Below are 20,324 nucleotides of genomic sequence, written 5' to 3' on the forward strand. Positions count from 1 at the left end.
GTCGGTCGTTTCGGGGTCGGCGCAGAACAGTTCACCGAGCATGTGCCCGGCCAGCGCGGACGCCGTCGGGTAGTCGAAAACCAGCGTCGGAGACAGGCGCAGCCCGGCCGTGGCGTTCAGCCTGTTCCGCAGTTCCACCGCGGTGAGCGAGTCGAAGCCGAGCTCCTGGAACGGGCGCGACGGATCGATCTCGGCGACCCCGGCATGGCCGAGTACCAGCGCGACCTGGGTGCGGACGACGTCGAGCAGTGCCTCCGAGCGGTCCTCGACGGCAAGCCAGGACAGCCGGCGGACGAGGTCCGCACCCGAGCCTGCCACGACGGTTCGCCGGGAGGAACCGCGGATCAGGCCCCGCAGCAACTCCGGGACGTCGCCCTGGGCTCGCAGCGCGGCGAAGTCCAGCCGGGTCGGCAGGAGGACGGCGTCGTCACCACCCAGTGCGGCGTCGAACAGCGTCATACCCTGCTCGACGGTCAGCGGTGGCATCCCGGAGCGCGCGATCCGGTCGAGGTCGGCGTCGGTGAGCTTGCCCGTCATTCCCTCCGTTCGCGCCCACGGCCCCCAGGCCAATGAGAGGCCGGGGAGCCCCTGGGCCCGCCGGTGCTGGGCCAGCGCGTCGAGGAACGCGTTGGCGGCGGCGTAGTTGCCCTGCCCGGCCGCGCCGAACGTCCCGGCGGCTGACGAGTAGGTCACGAAGGCCTTCAGGTCCAGGGCGCGGGTCAGCTCGTGCAGGTTCCACGCCGCGTCCACTTTGGACTTCAGGACGACCTCGAGCCGTTCGGGGGTCAGCGATTCGATCAGGCCGTCGTCGAGCACTCCAGCGGTGTGCACGATGGCCGAAACGGTGTGCTGGGCCAGTAGTTCCGTGAGTGCGGCCCGGTCGGCGACGTCGCACGCGACGACCTGGGCGTGGGTACCCTGCGCGGCCAGCTCGGCGACGAGTTCCACCACACCGTCCGCCGCGCCGCCGCGACGGCTGACGAGCAAGAGGGACCGGACGCCGTGCTCGGCGGCCAGGTGCCGGGCGAGCACGCTGCCGAGCCCGCCGGTGCCGCCGGTGATGAGGACTGTGCCGTCGTGGTCCCAGGTGTGCCTCGCCTCGGGTGCCGGGGAGCGGGTCAGGCGGGCGGCCGAGATCTCACCGCCGCGGATCACGAGGTTCGGTTCGGCCGAGGCGAGGGCCCGGGGCAGTGCCGCGAGCGAGCGCTCGTCCTCGTCGAGGTCGACCAGGCCGAAGCGGCCGGGGTTCTCGGTTTGTGCGGAACGCACGAGCCCGGCGGCCGCCGCGGCGGCCAGGTCGGTGCCCGTGGTGGCGCCCCTGGTCACGAAAACCAGCCGGGATTCCTTGGTGAGCCACTGCTGGAGGTGGTCGAGCACGGCGGCGGTGACGTCGTGGGCCGAGCGTGCCACGGCCGACCGGTCGCCCGTGATCGGGACGAGGACGGTGTTCGCTTCCGCCGAGACCGAAACGCCGGAGGTGCGCAGGGCGTCTTCGAGACCGAGGGTGTCGGAGCCGAGGATCGACACCGAGTCCACGTCGGTGGTCAGGCCCGGTGCGAGAGTCCAGTCGAGCCGGAACAGCGCCTCGGCGGCGATGTCGGCGGTCTCGGTCAGCTGATCCCCCGGCAGCGCGCGGAGCAGCAGGCCACAGACGGAGGCGACCGGGCCACCAGCGGTGTCCGCGACCGCGATCGACACCATGTTGGTCCCGGTGCGCAGGAGCCGTACCCGGATCGACGAGGCGCCGGTGGCGTGCAGCGAGACATTCTCCCAGTAGAACGGGAGCGCACCGCCCTCGATGTCCAGTCCTGCTGGGGAAATCGCGTGTAGCGCGGCGTCGAGCAGGGCGGGGTGCAGGCCGAACTCGGCGGCGTCGGTGCCCTCGGGCAGGCTCACCTCGGCGAAGGCTTCCTCGCCGCGCCGCCAGACGGCCCGCAGGCCCTGGAAGGCCGGGCCGTAGGCGAAGCCGCCGTCGGCGAACTGCTCGTAGCAGCCGGAAACGTCGACGGCGACGGCACCGGCCGGAGGCCACGCGGTCGCGTCGAAGTCGTGGGCGGGCGTTTCCTCGTCGGCGAGCAGACCGGCCGCGTTCCGGGTCCACCTCGCGGTGTGCTCGGGCCGGGAGTGGACGGCGATCCGGCGCAGGCCCGAGTCGTCGGGGGTGGACACGGCAAGCTGCACCTGGAGCGCGCCGCGCTCGGGCAGGACCATCGGCGTGGCCAAGGTCAGCTCGACGACCCGGCCGCAGCCGACCTCGTCGCCCGCGCGGATCGCGAGTTCGAGCACCGCGGTCCCGGGCACGAGCACCTGCCCGAGCACCGCGTGGTCGGCCAGCCACGGCTGCGTGCGGACGGACAGGCTGCTGGTGAACAGCATGCCGTCGTCGTCCGCGAGATCCACGGAGCCGGTGAGCAGCGGATGGCCGATGGCGGTGAGACCGAAGGCGGCGGCGTCACCGGCCTCCGGCAGCGCGTCCGGCCAGAACCAGCTGCGCTGGAAGGCATACGTCGGCAAGGCCACCTTGCGCGCGCCGCGGAACAACGCGCCCCAGTCGACACGGACACCGTGAACGTGCAACCGGGCCAACGCCGACAGCGCAGAGAGTTCCTCCGAACGATCCTTGCGCAGCACCGGCACAACCAGAGCGTCCCCCGGCACCGACTGCACTGCCATCGCCGACAACACCCCGTCCGGACCCAACTCCACGAACGTCCGAACACCCTCAGCCGCCAGCACCGTCACGCCGTCGGCGAACCGAACAGACCCACGCACCTGCCGCACCCAATACTCAGGATCCCCCAGCTCACCGGTCACCACCGCACCCGTCAGATTCGACACCACCGGAATCCGCGGAGCCGCGAACGAAAGACCCTCCACCACGACACGGAACTCATCCAACATCGGATCCATCAACGACGAATGAAAAGCATGCGACACCCGCAGCCGCGACGACTTCCGCCCCTCCAACCGCCCCACCAGCGCCAAAACCTGGGCCTCGTCACCAGCAACGACTACCGAGCCGGGTCCGTTGATCGCCGCGACCGACGCACCCCCGGTCAACAACGACACCACCTCGGCCTCGGTGGCCTGAACCGCCACCATCGCACCGCCGCGAGGCAACGCACCCATCAACCGAGCCCGCGCCGACACCAAAGCACACGCATCCACCAACGAAAGAACGCCCGCGACATGAGCAGCCGCGACCTCGCCAATCGAATGACCCGCCACAAAATCAGGCCGCACACCCCACGACTCGACCAACCGGAACAACGCCACCTCAACCGCAAACAACGCACACTGCGCCCACCGAGTCTCATCGAGAACCCCAGAATCCCCGCCCCACAACACCTCCCGCACCGCCTCACCGAGGCACCCGACCACAGCATCGAACGCCTCGGCGAACACCGCGAACCGGCCGTGCAATTCACGACCCATCCCGAGCCGCTGCGAACCCTGACCAGAGAACAAGAACGCCGTCTTACCCACGCGCACCGCGCCCCCGATGACCCCGGGGCCGGTCAGCGACCGCAGGCTTTCCAATGCGCTGTCACGGTCTTCGGCCAGGACCACGGCACGATGTTCGAAGGCTGACCGAGCTGTCGCCAGCGAGAAACCGACGTCGCCGGTGGGCAGCTCCGGAGCACCCTCCAGGTGCGACACGAGCCGTGCGGCTTGGGAAAGCAGCGCCTCCGGCGTCTTGGCCGACAGCACCCAAGGCACCAGTCCGGTGCTCGCGGGACGCTCGGCGGCGGCGAGCGGCGGCGGCGCCTGCTCCAGGATGACGTGGGCGTTGGTGCCGCTGATCCCGAACGAGGAGACCCCGGCGCGGCGCGGGCGGCCGGTCTCCGGCCAGGCGAGCTGCTCGCCGAGCAGCTCGACAGCGCCTGCTTCCCAGTCCACATGCGACGACGGCGTCTCCGCGTGCAGGGTCTTCGGCAGTACCCCGTGGCGCATCGCCATGACCATCTTGAGCACCCCGGCGACCCCGGCGGCGGCCTGGGTGTGCCCGAGGTTCGACTTCACCGAGCCGAGCAGCAGCGGCCGATCGGCGTCGCGGTCCTGACCGTAGGTGGCGAGAATTGCCTGTGCCTCGATGGGGTCGCCCAGCGTGGTGCCGGTGCCATGCGCTTCGACGGCGTCGACGTCCGAAGTGGACAGTCCGGCGCTCGCCAGTGCCTGGCGGATCACGCGTTGCTGGGACGGGCCGTTCGGCGCGGTGAGCCCGTTCGAGGCGCCGTCCTGGTTGACCGCGGAGCCGCGGAGCACGGCGTGGACCTCGTGCCCGTTGCGCTTCGCCTCGGAAAGCCTTTCCAGCACGAGGATGCCGACACCCTCGGCCCAGCCGACCCCGTCGGCCGAGTCCGAGAAAGCCTTGCACCGGCCGTCGACGGCCATGCCGCGCTGCCGGGAGAACTCGACGAAGACGTCCGGGCTGGACAGCACGGTCGCACCACCGGCGAGGGCGAGGGAGCAGTCACCGCTGCGCAGAGCCTGTGCGGCCCAGTGCAGCGCGACCAGCGACGACGAGCACGCCGTGTCCACGGTGACCGCCGGGCCTTCCAGCCCCAGGGTGTAGGCGACCCTGCCGGAGGCCACGCTCGGGGCGCTGCCGTTGCCACGGAAGCCTTCGAACTCCTTGCTGGGGAGCAGCTGGCCGTAGTCGCTGTACATGATCCCGGCGAACACGCCGGTCCGGCTGCCGCGCAGGGACACCGGGTCGATCCCGGCCTGCTCGATCGCCTCCCAGGACGCCTCCAGCAGCAGCCGCTGCTGCGAGTCGGTCGCGAGTGCTTCACGCGGGCTCATCCCGAAGAACCCCGCGTCGAAGGCGCCCGCGTCGTGGAGGAAGCCGCCGGAGCGGGTGTAGGAGGTGCCGAGGTGGTCAAGATCGGGGTGGTAGAGACCTTCGTTGTCCCAGCCGCGGTTCTCCGGGAAACCCGAGATCGCATCGCGCCCGGCGGCGACGAGCCGCCACAGGTCGTCCGGCGAACTCACCTCACCGGGGTAGCGGCAGGCCATCCCGACGATGGCGATGGGGTCGTCGTCCACCAGGCCGGGTGCCGGGACGAAGACTTCGGCGTCCTCACAGAACAGCTCTTCGAGCAGGTAGTCAGCCAGCGCCCTCGGAGTGGGGTAGTCGAACACGAGCGTCGCGGGCAGTCGCAGGTCGGCGGTCCCGTTCAGGCGGTTCCGCAGGTCCACCGCGGTCAGGGAGTCGAAGCCGAGGTCCTGGAACGAGCGGGCGGCGTCGATCGCGCCCGCGCCCGCGTGGCCGAGCACCAGTGCGACGCGGCTGAGGACCAGGTCGAGCAGGACCTCGCGCCGGTCCGCGGGTGGCAGTGCGGCCAGCTGCCCGGCAAGACCGTCGCGTCCCGCCTTCGCCGCCACCGCACGCCTGCGGCGAGCCGGGACAAGTCCGCGGAGCAGCTGCGGGACGTCGTCCTGTGCGGCGAGCACCGGGAGGTCCAGCCGGGCCGGGAGCACGACGGCCTCGCCGGTGGCGAGTGCGGCGTCGAACAGGGCGACGCCCTGCTCGATCGACAGCGGGGGCACCCCCGAACTGATCATGCGCTCGATGTCGGCCCCGGTGAGGCCGCCGGTCATCCCGGCGTCCCGCGTCCACGGTCCCCATTGGAGGGACACCGCGGGCAGGCCGTCAGCGCGACGCTGCTGGGCGAGCGCGTCGAGGAAGGCGTTGGCCGCGGCGTAGTTGCCCTGACCGGCACCGCCGAAGGGGCTCGCCAGCGAGGAGAACAGGACGAAAGCCGAGAGGTCCGCCTCGCGGGTGAGCTCGTGCAGGTTCCAGGCCGCGTCCACCTTGGGGCGCAACACGGTGTCGACCTGGTGCGGCGTCAGCGAGGCGACGATGCCGTCGTCGAGCACGCCCGCGGTGTGCACCACGGCGGTGACCGGGTGCTGTGCGAGCAGTTCGGCCAGCGCGTCGCGGTCGGCGAGGTCGCAGGCGGCGATCGTGACCTCGGCCCCTTGGGCGGTCAGCTCCGCGCGGAGCGTTTCGGCCCCGTCGGCGGCCAGGCCGCGACGGCTGGCAAGCACGAGGTTGCGCACGCCGTGCGCGGCGACCAGGTGCCGGGCGAGCACACTGCCGAGACCGCCGGTACCACCGGTGATCAGGACCGTGCCGTCGGCGGCCCAGGTGATCGGGTCCAGCGCGGCCGGTGCCCGCTCAAGGCGGGCGGCGAGCACATTTCCTCGCCGCACGGCCAAGTTCGGTTCGGCCGCGGTGAGTGCCGGTCGCAGTGACGCGGCCGACGCCGGGTCGGTGTCGAGGTCGAGCAGGCCGAAGCGGCCAGGGTGCTCGGTCTGCGCGGTGCGCACCAAACCCCACACCGCGGCAGCGACGGCGTCGCCGCCAGTGGTCGCCCCTCTCGCGACGAACACGAGCCGGGACTCGGCGAAGCGCTCTTCGGCGAGCCAGCGCTGCAACGTGTCCAGCGCGCGGACGGTCGCCGCGTGCACGGCTTCGACCGTCGCGCCTTCACCCACCACCGGAACCAGGACGACGGACGGAACCTCGTCGGCCAGGAGTGCGTCGAGATTCTCATACGTGACAACAGAGTCGTCGGAGTCGCCGACTCCGAGGACATCGGTGCCCACCAGCGCGACCGGCTCGCCGGAGGGTTCTGTGTTCGGTACGGGGACCCAGCCTGTCCGGAACAAGGAGTTCGACGTGGAGCCGGCCGGGAAACCCGTCCCCTGCCCGACCGGGATCGCGCGCAGGAGCAGGGAGTCGACGGTGGCGATCGGCGCACCAGCGGCGTCCGCGACAGCCATGGACACGGCGTCGTCGCCGAGCCTGCGCAGGCGGACGCGTGCCGCGGCCGCGCCGATGGCGTGCAGCGAAACACCTTCCCACGAGAACGGCATCCCGCCGCGGCCGTCTTCTCCGCGGTCGACGAGGGCCACGGCCTGTAGCGCGGCGTCGAGCAGCGCGGGGTGCAGACCGAACGCCTCGGCGTCGGCCTCGATGTGTTCAGGCAGGCTCACGTCGGCGAACACGTCGTCGCCGCGGCGCCACACTGAGCGCACGCCCCGGAACGCGGGCCCGTACTCGAAACCACCCTCGGCGAACCACTCGTAGCAGCTTTCGAGGTCAACCGGTGTCGCGCCTTCGGGCGGCCAGACCCCAGCGGCGAACTCCTCGCCCGCCTGGACTCCGTCGGTCAGCGTGCCGGAGGCGTGCTGTGTCCAGGGTGCGGCCGCGTCGCCTTCGGGCCGGGAGTGGATCGTGATGGCGCGGCGGCCGGACTCGCCGTCGGAGGCACGGACGCGCAGCTGCACCTGGACCCCACCCCGCGCGGGCAGGACCAGCGGCGCGGCGAGCGTCAGCTCTTCGAGCCGGGCGCAGCCGACCTCGTCACCCGCGCGGACGGCCAGTTCGACGAAGGCCGTGCCGGGCAGCAGAACGCGGCCCATGACCACGTGATCGGCCAACCACGGCTGGGTCTGGATGGACAGCCTGCTGGTCAGCACCGCGCCGTCGAAGTCGGCCAGTAGCACGGCCGCGCCGAGCAGGGGGTGCTCGGCGACATCGAGCCCGGCGGCGGTGACGTCACCGGCGCTGCCGGAAGGTCCGGCCAGCCAGAACGTTTCGTGCTGGAAAGCGTAGGTGGGGACGTCGACCTGGCGGCCACCGGCGCAGAAGCCGGTCCAGTCCACGGGCACGCCTTGGACGTGCAGCTGTGCCAGCGCGCCGACCGCGGCAGGCTCCTCCGGCCGGTCCTCGCGCAGCGTCGGAACCAGCACGGAGTTCTCCGGCGCGGACTCACGAGCCATCGCGGACAGCACGCCGTCGGGACCGAGTTCCAGGAACGTGCGGACGCCTTCGGTGCTCAGTGCGCGAACACCGTCGGAGAACCGGACGGTCTCCCGGACGTGGCGCACCCAATACTCCGGCGAGCCCAGTTCGGCCGCCGTGGCAAGCTCGCCGGTCAGGTTCGACACGACCGGGATTTCGGGACGGTGGAAGGACAACGTCGACGCGACCGCCCGGAACTCGGCGAGCATCGGGTCCATCAGCGGCGAGTGGAACGCGTGCGACACCCGCAGGCGCGCGGTCTTGCGGCCCAGCTTCTCGAAGTGCGCGGCGAGCGCGGTCACCGCCGCTTCATCCCCGGAGAGCACCAGCGAACCTGGGCCGTTGATCGCGGCGATCGCGATGGTCCCGTCGAGCAGGGGTGTCACCTCTTCCTCGGCCGCCTTGATGGCGACCATGACCCCGGTCGCCGGTAGTGCCTGCATCAGCCGCCCTCGGGCGGCGACCAGCTTGACGGCGTCGGCCAGGGACAACACGCCGACGGAGTACGCGGCCGCGAGCTCGCCGATCGAGTGGCCCGCGACGAAGTCAGGGGTCACGCCCCAGGACCGGACCAGCCGGTAGAGCGCGACTTCGACCGCGAACAGCGCGGGCTGGGTCCAGCCGGTTTCGTTCAGGGTCCCGGCGTCGTCTCCCCACACGACCTCGCGCAGCGGCCGAGCCAGCAGCGGATCGAGCTCCGCGGTCACGGTGTCGAACGCCTCGGCGAAGACGGGGAACCGGTCGTAGAGCTCCCGACCCATGCCAAGCCGCTGCGAGCCCTGTCCAGAGAACAGGAACGCGGTCTTCCCGGCGGCGACCGAACCCTCGACCACAGCGGCGTCGGGTTCGCCCTCGGACAGGGCCGCCAGCCCTCGCAGGGCGGTTTCGCGGTCACCGGCGACGACCACGGCGCGGTGCGAGAACCGGGAACGGCCTGCCGCCAGCGAAACGGCGATGTCGGCGGCGGGCGCCTCCGGGCGGGTCCGCAGGTGCGACAGCAGCCGGGCCGCTTGAGCGTGGAGCGCCTCCGGGGTCTTAGCCGCCAGGACCCACGGCACGAGACCCGTCTCGGTGGGCACGCCGACGCGTTCGGTTGCCGAGGTGTTCGCCGGAGCCTGTTCGAGGATGACGTGGGCGTTGGTACCGCTGATGCCGAACGCCGACACCGCGGCCCGGCGCGGCCGGTCGAGCTCCGGCCAGCTCCGCTGTTCGGTCGCCAGCTCCACGGCGCCCGAGTCCCAGTCCACACTGGACGACGGGGTGTCGACGTGCAGGGTCTTCGGCACGATCCCCGCGCCGAGGGCGAGGACCATCTTGATCACCCCGGCGACCCCCGCCGCGGCCTGGGCGTGCCCGAGGTTCGACTTCACCGAGCCGAGCAGCAACGGGTGGGCCCGGTCCTGGCCATAGGTCGCCAGCAAGGCCTGCGCCTCGATGGGATCGCCAAGGCTGGTCCCCGTCCCGTGCGCCTCCACGACGTCGATCTGCTCGGGTGTCAGGCGCGCGGTCTCCAGCGCCGCGCGGATGACGCGCTGCTGCGACGGTCCGTGCGGCGCGGTCAGCCCGCTGCTCGCGCCGTCCTGGTTCACCGCAGAGCCGCGCACCACGGCGAGCACCCGATGGCCGTTCCGCTGAGCGTCAGAGAGCCGTTCCAGCAGGAGCAGGCCGACGCCCTCACCCCACGCCATCCCGTCGGCGGTGTCAGCGAACGCCTTGCACCGTCCGTCCCGCGACATGCCGCGCTGGCGCGCGAACTCGACGAACGCGTTCGTGGTCGCCATCACCGTCGAGCCGCCGACGAGTGCCATCGAGCAGTCACCGCCGCGCAGCGCCTGTTCCGCCCAGTGCAGCGCCACCAGCGACGAAGAGCAGGCGGTGTTGACCGTGACCGCCGGTCCTTCCAGGCCGAGGAAGTAGGAGATCCGTCCGGAAAGGACACTGGCCGCGGTACCGGTCAGCAGGTGCCCCTCGGAGGTCTCGGGCAGGTCGGCGCCCGAGCCGTAGGCCGATTCGACCGCGCCGACGAACGTTCCCGTCGCGCTTCCGCGCAGCGACAACGGGTCGATCCCCGCGTGCTCGATCGTCTCCCACGCCACCTCGAGCAGCAGCCGCTGCTGCGGGTCCATCGCGAGAGCTTCGCGCGGGGAGATCCCGAAGAAGCCAGGATCGAATTCGGCGGCCGAGTGGAGAAAACCACCCTCGACCACGTAAGTCTTGCCGGGCTTGTCCGGGTCCGGGTCGTAGATCGACGCGGCGTCCCACCCGCGGCCCTCGGGGAAGCCCGAGATCGCGTCTTCGCCGTCGAGCAGCAGCTGCCACAGCTCTTCGGAAGAGTTCACTCCCCCGGCGTACCGGCACCCCATGCCCACGATCGCGATCGGCTCGGTGTGCTTCGCCTCGACGGTCTGCAACCGCTGCCGGGTCTGCCGCAGGTCGGCGGTGACCAGCTTGAGGTAGTCGCGGAGTTTGTCTTCGTTGCTCGTCATGCGGGTGGTGCCTCCCAAGTGAGGGAACAACTTGCGGGACTGTGGCCGTGCCGTCCTGCCCGTGCTGTGTCCGCAAAACGTTGCCGATCTCCCACTACAACCTTGCCGGACATGGCACTAGTGCTGTCACTAGTGCTCTGCCCGGTTGGCGGTGCCGCGAAGGCTGCCTGAGGGTGGGAACTTGCCCGACTGCGATCCGCTGACCAGCGGGTTTACCGTTCGACGCTGCTCAGAGTCTCGGCGCGGCTCACCAAGTGACGAGCAACTCGGACAGCCCGCCCGCGAGTTCATCGTCCGGCGAAACGAGCTCCGACACCGGCCGAACCAGGCGCAGACCGGGAAGCCGCCGCAGCAGGGACGAAAACACCAGCCTCAGCTGCATCCGCGCAAGCGGCGCGCCGACGCAGTGCCACATGCCGAGCGAAAAGGTCAGGTGCGGGTTGGACGGGCGGGTGAGGTCGATCCGGTCGGGCTCGTCGAAGGCTCGCGAATCGGTGTTCGCCAGTGCCAGGTCGAGCAACACCAAATCACCGGCCTGGATGTGGACCCCGTCGACGTCGATGTCTTCCCGCGCGTAGTGCGGAATGGTCACGCCGCCCGCGCTGGCGGTGCGCAGCAGCTCTTCGACCGCCGCGGGCATCAGCCCGGGATCCGAGGTCACCGCCGCGCGGAGCTCGTCGTCGCTGCACAGCCGCGCGACCCCGAAGGCGAGATGGTTCACGACGCCGCGGGACCCGAAGATCACCCCGGCCAGCATGGTGGCGACTTCGTCATCGGCGAGCCCGGCGGCACAAGCACCGGAGATCAGGTCGTCGCGTGGCTCTTGCCGCCGGAGTACGACCAGCCGCCCGAGCGCGGCCGCGAGCGGACCCAGCCCGTCGGTCCCACCGCCGAGCATGCTCACCTCATCGAGCAGCTGCCCCACCTTGTCGCGGTCTTCGGCGGGAATGCCGATCATCTCGCACACGACCGCCGTCGACAGGGGGCTCGCGACCAGCTCCAGCAAATCGGCAGGCGGGCCGTGGGACGCCAGGGTGGCCACCACTTCGTCGACGATCCCCGCCACACGAGGTTCGAGCTCGGCCATCCGCCTGCGTGAGAAGTACGGCGTGAGCACCGACCGGTGCAGGCGGTGCTCGGCGAGCTCGTGCACATAGTCCGCCTGGCTGGTGGCCTCGGCGAGGATCGGGGAGTCGATGAACCGGGGCGCGTTCGCCGGATCCGGATGCGCCCGCCCGAGCTTCGAGCCCATCAGCAGGTCCTTGATCTCGGCGTGCCGGGTGATCAGCCACGCGGCGTCATCGGCGTAGGTCCGGACCCGCACGACCGCACGGGATTCTTGCAGCGACCGCCAGTCCGGGGCAGGCTGGAGCACCGGCGTGGACAGAGCGGCCAGACTGGGCATCTCCTCGGCAGGACAGGGCATTTTCAGGCTCCCTTGTGGATTGTCGACGTTTCGTCGTTCAACGTCGACAATCCCAGTGTCGCGGAAAGGCTGTCAAAGCTTCTGACGAAGAGGTCGGGAAAGCACCAAATCACCGAGAAACCGGCGGATGTGCTTACAGGGCAAGGTTCCGTGACGACAAGGGGCGCCAGATCCCGGGGACGATTGCCTGATTCCGCTGTCCTGCAGCGAACTCAGACGCGGCCACTACCAGTGACAACGCCTCAACCATCCCAGACCACAACTGCCTTACTAGCCGCGGCCTAGTTCCTTGTCGATGAACGCGAACATCTCGTCGTCGGTCACCGCGGCGAGTTCATCGGAACCTTCTGCCTCCTCGGTGTCTTGCTCGGTGTCCTGCTCGCCGGTGGCCTCGAGCCGCCACTGCATCGCGGACAGGCGTTTGACCAGCAGCGCGCGGGTACCGGCGTCCAGGTCTGACACCGACACGGCCGTTTCGAGCTTTTCGAGCTCGACCAGCAGCGGGACCTGCTCGGCGTCCACCCCGAGCTGTGCGCGGACGTGCCGGACCAGTGCGATCGGGGTCGGGTGGTCGAAGATCAGCGTGATCGGCAGCCGGATCCCGAGCTCGACGGCCAGCCGGTTGCGCAGCTCCACCGCGGTCAACGAGGTCATGCCCAGTTCGAGGAAGCCGCGCTCGGGCTCGACGTCGGCCACCGCGCCGTAGCCCAGCACCGCCGCTACCTGGCGGTTGACCAGGTCCAGCACCAGCTTGTCCTGCTCGGCGGTGCTCCGGCCCGCGAGCTGGTCCAGGATTCCCGGTCCGGAGGCGGCGGCCACTTCGTTGCCTGCCACCCGGCGCGCGGGGGTCGGCACCAGTTCGCGCAGCAGTGCCGGGACGACCTGGCCGCGGCTGATGGCCCGCACATCCAGCGGGGCGGTGACCACCAGGGAGTCGTCCACTGTGGACGCCAGATCGAACAGGCCGAGGCCTTGTTCGGCCGTCATCGCGAGGACGCCGTCGCGGCGGAACCGCGCGACGTCGGTGGCATCAAGTTGGCCGGTGAGCTCACTGCGCTGCTCCCAGAAGCCCCACGCCAGCGATGCCGAGGGAAGGCCGCTCGCCCGGCGTTGCTGGGCCAAGGCGTCGAGGAAGGTGTTCGCCGCGGCGTAGTTGGCCTGCCCGGCGGCGCCGGAAACCCCGGAGAACGACGAGAACAGGATAAACGCCGACAGGTTCGCGTCGCGGGTGAGCTCGTGCAGGTTAAGCGCGGCATCGACCTTGGGCCGCAGGACCTTGTCGACCCGCTCGCCGGTCAATGCGTCGAGCACGCCGTCGTCGAGCACGCCCGCCAGGTGCACTACGCCGCTCAGTGGATAGGCGGCCGGAATCCGCGCCAGCACAGCGGCCAGTTCGTCGTAGTCCGCGGTGTCGCAGGCTTCGAGGACGACCTGGGCGCCCAAGCCGGTCAGCTCGTCGAGCAGTTCCCGCGCGCCAGGCGCGTCGAGACCGCGACGGCTGGTGACCAGCAGACGGCGGACGCCGTGGCGTCCGACCAGGTGACGGCACAGCAGCGCGCCCAGGGTGCCGGTGCCGCCGGTGACGAGCACGGTGCCGGAGCCGGTGGGGTCCAGCTGCCAGCCTGGGCGCTCGGTGGGCTTGGGGGCAGTCTTGGCACGGACAAGCCGGGCGGCGGTGACGTTGCCGCGCCGCAGGGCGATCTGCGGTTCGCCGGTGGCGACGGCCGCGGTGATCGCGGTGACGAGTGCCTTGCCGGAGCTGTCGGTGTCGCTGTCACTGTCACTGTCGACCAGGGTGATCCGGCCCGGGTTCTCGGACTGGGCCGACCGCACCAGGCCCCAGACGCCCGCTTCGGCCAGTCCGGGCACGTGCTCGTCCGGCGCGGCGGCGACCGCTTGGCGGGTGAGCACGACCAAGTGGGCGTCGTCGAACCTGCTGTCGCGTAAGAAGGTTTGGAGGGCGTCCAGGATGTCGCGAACCGCCTTGTGCGCGGCCGCCGCGGCCCCGGCCCCGGTCACCGGCACAACGGGCAGCAGTACGAGGTCCGGGACGGCTTCGCCGGTCGCCCCGAGTTCGGCGAAGTCCGCGACGCCGACCACCGGCACGCCGGAACGCTCCACAGTGGACAGAGTCGGCCCGTCGCCGAGCACGGCCCAGAGGTCGGTCGTTTCGCGGTGGCCGCCCCCGGGCACCGGAACCCACGTGACCTGGAACAGCGAGTCCTGGTGCGACGGACCCGCGGGGGCGAAGCTGTCCGCCGAGATCGCGCCCCGCCGGACCGAACCGGCCCGGAGCACCGGGCCGCCGGTCAGATCGGTGGCCGTCACCGAGTACCCGCCAAGCGCGACCGGGGAGAGGCTGATCCGCAGCGCGGTCGCGCCGGTGGCGTAGACCTCGACTTCGTGCCAGACCGACGGCAGGCCCGTGCCGTCGGCGTTCAGCGCGAGAGCCGCGGAGAGAGTGGTCTGCAGCAACGCCGGGTGCACGGCGAACCGGCCTCCCGCCGCGCGGACGTCTTCGGGAAGCGTGGTCTCCACGAACACGTCTTCGCCGCGGCGCCACACGGCGACGACGTTGTGGAACACCGGTCCGGGATCGTGTCCCGCGGCGAAAGCGCCGCGGAGGAACTCGCCGACGTCTACCGGCCGCGCGCCCTCGGGCGGCCAGACCGCCGTCGCGGCGGCCGGGATACCGGTGGAAGCCACCGACAGAGTCGCGGTGGCGTGGCAGGTCCACTGCCGGTCGCGTCCTGGGCCCTCGGCCCGGGAGTAGACCGCGACCACACACCGGCCGTCGTCCTGGGCGGGTTCGGTGTCTGCGGTGGCGTCCACGACCACCTGCACCTGGACCGGCTCCCGCTCGCCGAGGACAAGCGGCCGGTGCACGGTCAGTTCGTCGACCACGCCGCGGCCGACCTCGTCACCGGCGCGGACCGCCCATTCGACGAACGCGGTGTCGGGGACGACGACCGAACCGAGGATCACGTGGTCGGCGAGCCAGGAATGCGAGCCGAGCCCGATCCTGCCGGTGAGGACGACTCCGTCGCCGCCCGCCCGGCCGAGCGTGGCACCCAGCATGGGGTGGTCGGCCGGTCGCAGGCCGAGGTCCGCCGGGTTCGCCGGGGCCGCCTGGGGCTCCAGCCAGTGCCGCTCACGCTGGAACGCGTAGGTCGGGAGGTCGACCCGGCGGGCACCGGCGACGAGGCCGCGCCAGTCGAGCGGAACGCCGTGCACGTGTGCCTCGGCGAGCGCGGTGAGCAACCGCGTCCGGCCGCCGTCGTCACGGCGCAGCGAACCGAGCACCACGGCTTCGGTGACGCCGGCGGAGTCGATGGTGTCCTGCAGGCCGGTGGCGAGCACCGGATGGGGCGAGCATTCGATGAACACGTCGTGCGCGGCGTCGAGCAGGGAACGCACCGAGTCCTCCAGCCGCACGGTGGTGCGCAGGTTGGTGAACCAGTACGTGGCGTCGAGCGCGGCGGTGTCGATCCAGTCACCGGTGACCGTGGAGAAGAACGGGACTTCGGAGCTGCGCGGCGTGATCGCGGACAACGTCGAGGTGAGCTCGTCGCGCAGCGCGTCCACCTGGGCCGAATGCGACGCGTAGTCCACGGCGATCTTCTTGGCCCGTATGCCTTCCGCGGTGCAGGAGTCGATCAGCTCGTCCAGCGCGCCGGGCTCCCCGGATACGACCACTGTGGACGGTCCGTTGACAGCGGCGACGGAGACCCTGCCGTCCCAGCGTTCCAGCCTGCTCAGCACGTCTTCGTGGTTTGCCGCGACCGACACCATGCCACCGTGGCCGGACAGGCTCCGCGCGATGGCCTGGCTGCGGACCGCGACGATCCGGGCGCCGTCGGCGAGCGACAGTCCACCCGCGACACACGCGGCCGCGATCTCGCCCTGCGAGTGGCCGACGACCGCGGCGGCCTCCACACCGTGGGCCAGCCAGACAGCCGCGAGCGAAACCATCATCGCCCAGAGCGCCGGCTGTGCGACATCCACGCGCGCGAGGTCGGCCGCCCCTTCGTCTCCGCGCAGCACCGCGGTCAGCGACCAGTCGACAAAGGGCCGCAACGCCACCTCACACTCGGCGATCCGTTCCGCGAACGCCGGGGACGTCCGGAGCAGCTCGGCACCCATCCCCACCCATTGGGAACCCTGGCCGGGGAAGATCAGCACCGCGCCCCGGGGATGGGTGGCGCCACCGGAGACCAGACCGGCCGCGGGCTCCCCCGCGGCGATCGCCCGCAGGCCTGCGAGGAACTCGTCCTGGCCGGTCCCGACGACGACCGCCCGGCGTTCGAGCGACGCGCGGGTGGTGGCCAGGGAGAACGCGATGTCGGCGGGGTCTCGCGGTCCGGCGGCGAGAAACGCCAGCAGGTTCCGGGCCTGCGCACGCAAGCCGCGCTCGGTCCGGGCCGAGAGCAACCACGGCACGGTCGTCTCCGGGACGACGCGCTCCGATTCGGCAGAGGCCGGGGTGGTGGCGGGGGCCTGTTCGAGGATGACGTGGGCGTTGGTGCCGCTGATGCCGAACGACGAGACCCCGGCGCGGCGCGGGCGGCCGGTCTCCGGCCAGGCCATGCGCTGGGTCGTCACGGCCACGCCACCGGCGGACCAATCCACGTGGGAGCTGGGGGCGTCGACGTGGAGCGTGGGTGGCAGCACGCCATGTCGCAGAGCCATGATCATCTTGATCACGCCCGCGGCGCCGGCCGCGCCCTGGGTGTGGGCGAGGTTCGACTTGACCGAGCCGATCCACAGTGGACGGTTTCGCTCGCGGCCGGGACCGTAGGCGGCGAGCAGGGCCTGCGCCTCGATCGGGTCACCGAGCGTGGTCCCGGTGCCGTGCCCTTCGACCGCGTCGATGTCGGCCGGGGTGAGCCCGGCGTTGGCCAGCGCGGCCTGGATCACCCGCTGCTGGGAAAGGCCGTTCGGCGCGGTCAGGCCGTTGCTGGCACCGTCGGAGTTCACCGCGCCGCCGCGCACCACGGCGAGCACGTCGTGCCCGTTGCGCTGTGCGTCGGACAGCCTCTCCACGACCAGGACGCCGACGCCTTCCGACCAGCCGGTGCCGTCGGCGGCCTCCGCGAACGACTTGCAGCGCCCGTTGGGCGCGAGCCCGCCCTGCCGGGTGAACTCGACGAACCCGGACGGCGTCGCCATGATCGTCACGCCACCGGCCAGCGCGAGCGAGCATTCGCCGGTACGCAGCGCCTGCGCGGCCAGTTGCAGCGAGACCAGCGAGGACGAACAGCCGGTGTCGATGGTGACCGACGGGCCCTCGAAACCGAACGAGTAGGACACCCGGCCCGAGATGACGCTCGCGAGCAGCCCGGTGGCCGCGTGGGCGTCCGCCTCGGCACCCGCCTTCGCGACCAGCTCGGCGTAGTCCTGTCCGGTGGTGCCGATGAACACTCCCGTCCGGCTGCCGTGCAGTGCCCGCGGGTCGATCCCGGCGCGTTCGAGCGCCTCCCACGCCGTCTCCAGCAGGACGCGCTGCTGCGGGTCCATCGCCGCGGCTTCCCGAGGCGAGATCCCGAAGAACCCGGCGTCGAAGTCGGCGACGCGGTCCAGGAAGCCGCCTTCGCGGGCGTCACTGCGGTCGCGGCCTTCGCCGCCGAGCGCGTCGAAGTCCCAGCCCCGGTCAGTGGGGAACGGCCCGACGGCGTCGCGGCCCTGCTCGACCAGCTGCCACAGCGCCTCAGGCGAGCCCACCCCGCCGGGGAACCGGCAGCCGATTCCGATGACGGCCATCGGTTCGACCGTCGCGGCGACGAGCTGCTCGTTCTGCCGGCGCAGCCGCTCGACCTCCTTGAGCGACTTCCGCAGTGCCTCGACGTACGGCTCGGACGAATTCGTCATCAGGTCAACTCCAGCATCAGTTCGTCGTGCCCTCGGCGGCGAGCCGCAGCAGGGCTTCGGCGTCCATGTCGTCGATCGAGCCCGGGTCGCCGGGCGTCTCTTCGGCCTCGCCGGACCGGTCGGAAAGCTGCAGCAGCATGTCCAGCAGCCCCGACTGGTGCAGGCGGCTGAGGGGGATGGCGGCCAGCGCGTTCCGCACCTTGGTCTCCTCGTCGTCGACCGGAGCCGCGTCGCCGCCGGGGAGGAGCTCGGCGAGCAGGTGGCGGGTCAGCGCGACGGGCGTCGGGTAGTCGAAGACGAGCGCTCCGGGCAGGGTCAGCCCGGTCACCGTGCCGAGCCGGTTGCGCAGCGCCACCGCGACCACCGAGTTCAGGCCGAGGTCGCGGAACGCCCGGTCCGCGGGGACGGTTTCGGCCGACTCGTGCCCGAGTGCGGCCGCCACCTCAGCGCGGACGACCTCCAGCAGGACGCGGCCGCGTTCGGCGTTCGGCAGGCCGAGCAAACGCTGCTTGAGCGCCGAGTCCTCGACGTCGGCGTCCGCCGGAACCTCAAGCGCGGCAAGGACTTCGGGGAGGGCGGACAGCAGCGGACTCGGCCGCAGCGCGGTGAACGGCGGGGCGAACCGCGCCCAGTCGACGTCCGCGACCGTCAGGGTGGTTTCGCCGTCGTCGAGGGCCCGGCTCAGCGCGGAGATCGCCAGGTCCGGGTCCATCGGGTTGACACCGGCGCGTCGCAGCTGTTCGACGGCACCGGATTCGGCCGCCATCCCGGTCCCTGCCCACGAGCCCCAGGACACCGACGTCGCGGTGAGTCCTTGGCTCGCGCGGAGTTCGGCCAGCGCGTCGAGGTAGGCGTTGGCCGCGGCATAGCCGGGCTGCCCGCCACTGCCCCAGATCGCCGCGCCCGAAGAGAACAACACGAACTGGTCGAGGTCGCCGGTGAGTTCGTGGAGGTTCCGCGCGCCGGCCAGCTTCGCGCGGAGCACGGTCGCCATCCCGTCGGGGGTCAGTGCGTCCACCACGTCGTCGTCGGGCACCCCTGCGGCATGGAACACCGCGGTCAGCGGGAACTCCGCCGGGATCCGGCCCAGCAGACCGGCGAGCGCCGCGCGATCGCCGACGTCGCAGGCTTCCACCGTCACCCGGGCACCCGCGTTCTCCAACTCGGCGCGCAGGGTGTCGGCGCCGGGTGCACCGGGTCCACGACGACCGGCCAGCACGATGTGGTCGGCGCCCTCCTCGGCGGCCCACCGGGCCATGCGCGCGCCCAGTCCACCGGTACCGCCGGTGATCAGCACGGTCCCGTGCGGGCGGTGCGTGGACGTCGTGCGCTCACCGGTGACCGGCGCGTGCACCAGGCGGCGGCCGAACACGCCCGACGGGCGGACCGCCACCTGGTCTTCGTGGTCGGCACCGGCCAGCACCCCGGCGAACCGGGTCGCCGCCCTGCTGTCGAACACCTCGGGCAGGTCGATCAGGCCACCCCAGCGGGACGGGTGTTCCAGCGCCGCGACGCGGCCGAAGCCCCACACCGCGGCCTGCACCGGCCGGATCGTCCCGTCGACGGAAGCGGTGGCCACCGCGCCGCGGGTCACGCACCACAGCGGCGCTTCGAGCTTCAGTTCACCCAAGGCCTGCACCAGCGCGACCGTCGTGGACAGTCCACTCGGGACGCCGTTCGCGTCCGACTCTTCGGCAAGACCGAGCAGCGAGACGATCCCGGCCGGGACGTCCCCGTCGAGCGCGGTGTTCACCAGACCGGCGACGCGTTCACGCCCGACGACCGTGATCACCTGACACCGGACCGAAGCACCGGCCGCGTGCAACGCGGCGGCGATCTCGTCCGAGAGCTGCCCGTCTTCAGCGGTGACCAGCAGCCAGGTGCCACTCAGTTCCGCGTCGGCGGCCACGGTCACCGGGCTCCACTCGACGCGGTAGCGCCAGCCGTCGACCGTCGCTTGCCGACCGGACCGGGTGTGCCACGCCGACATGGCCGGGAGCACCGCTTCGAGCGACGCGAACTCGCCGTCGAGCCCCAGTTCTCCGGCCAGCGACTTCACGTCACCGCTCTGAACCAGCTTCCAGAACTCGGTGTCCGGTGCGGCGACGGGCCGCGCCGCGGGTTCGCTGTCGGCCCAGAAACGGCGGCGCTGGAAGGCATACGTGGGCAGGCTGACCGTTCGCGGGTCGCCGTCGGCGAACACGCTGGTCCACTCCACCGGCACGCCGTGTGTGTGCGCTTCGGCGAGCGAGGTGAGGAAGCGCCGCGCGCCGCCTTCGTCCCGGCGCAACGAGCCGAGCACCGCGCCCGGGTCACCACTCTCGGACTCGACGGTCTCCTGCACGCCGCTCAGCAGCACGGGATGCGGGCTCACTTCGACGAACACGCGGTGTCCGCCGGTCACCAGCGCCCGGGTCGCCTGCTCCAGCTGAACGGTCTGCCGCAGGTTCGTGTACCAGTAGTTCGCGTCGAGCTCGGTGGTGTCGATCGCCGCGCCGGTCACCGTGGAGTAGAACGGCACCGGGGACGCCTGCGGCCGGATCGGCGCGAGGATCCGCAGCACTTCCTCACGGACGGTCTCGACCTGCGGGCCGTGCGAGGCGTAGTCCACGGCGATCCGGCGGGCGCGAACGTCCTGGCTCACGCACTCCGCCAGCAACGCGTCGAGCGCCGCGGGGGTGCCCGACACCGCCACCGACGACGGCCCGTTCACCGCGGCCAGCGACAC

General features: G+C 71.5%; 4 protein-coding genes. All 4 read right to left on the bottom strand.

Features of this window, described 5'->3' with window-relative positions:
• Positions 1 to 10,302 (bottom strand): type I polyketide synthase (locus tag QMK34_RS41500; protein WP_326420312.1); only part of this gene is annotated, 10,302 nt, incomplete at its 3' end.
• 247 nt (positions 10,303 to 10,549) lie between these two features.
• On the bottom strand, positions 10,550 to 11,728 hold the full coding sequence (locus QMK34_RS41505; RefSeq protein ID WP_326420313.1) for a cytochrome P450: 1,179 nt from the start codon (positions 11,726 to 11,728) through the stop codon (positions 10,550 to 10,552).
• A gap of 270 nt (positions 11,729 to 11,998) precedes the next feature.
• Positions 11,999 to 17,599: a type I polyketide synthase gene (locus QMK34_RS41510; protein WP_442785334.1), complete on the bottom strand. Its 5,601-nt coding sequence runs from the start codon at positions 17,597 to 17,599 to the stop codon at positions 11,999 to 12,001.
• Between the two features lie 13 nt (positions 17,600 to 17,612).
• Positions 17,613 to 20,324: SDR family NAD(P)-dependent oxidoreductase (locus QMK34_RS41515; RefSeq protein WP_326420315.1), on the bottom strand; the 2,712-nt coding region annotated here is incomplete at its 5' end.

The organism is Amycolatopsis sp. H20-H5, from assembly GCF_035828755.1.
GTDB lineage: Bacteria > Actinomycetota > Actinomycetes > Mycobacteriales > Pseudonocardiaceae > Amycolatopsis.

Excerpts from the sequence above, each read along its gene's own strand:
- QMK34_RS41505 (WP_326420313.1), bottom strand. The coding sequence starts at position 11,728 with ATGCCCTGTCCTGCCGAGGAGATGCCCAGTCTGGCCGCTCTGTCCACG.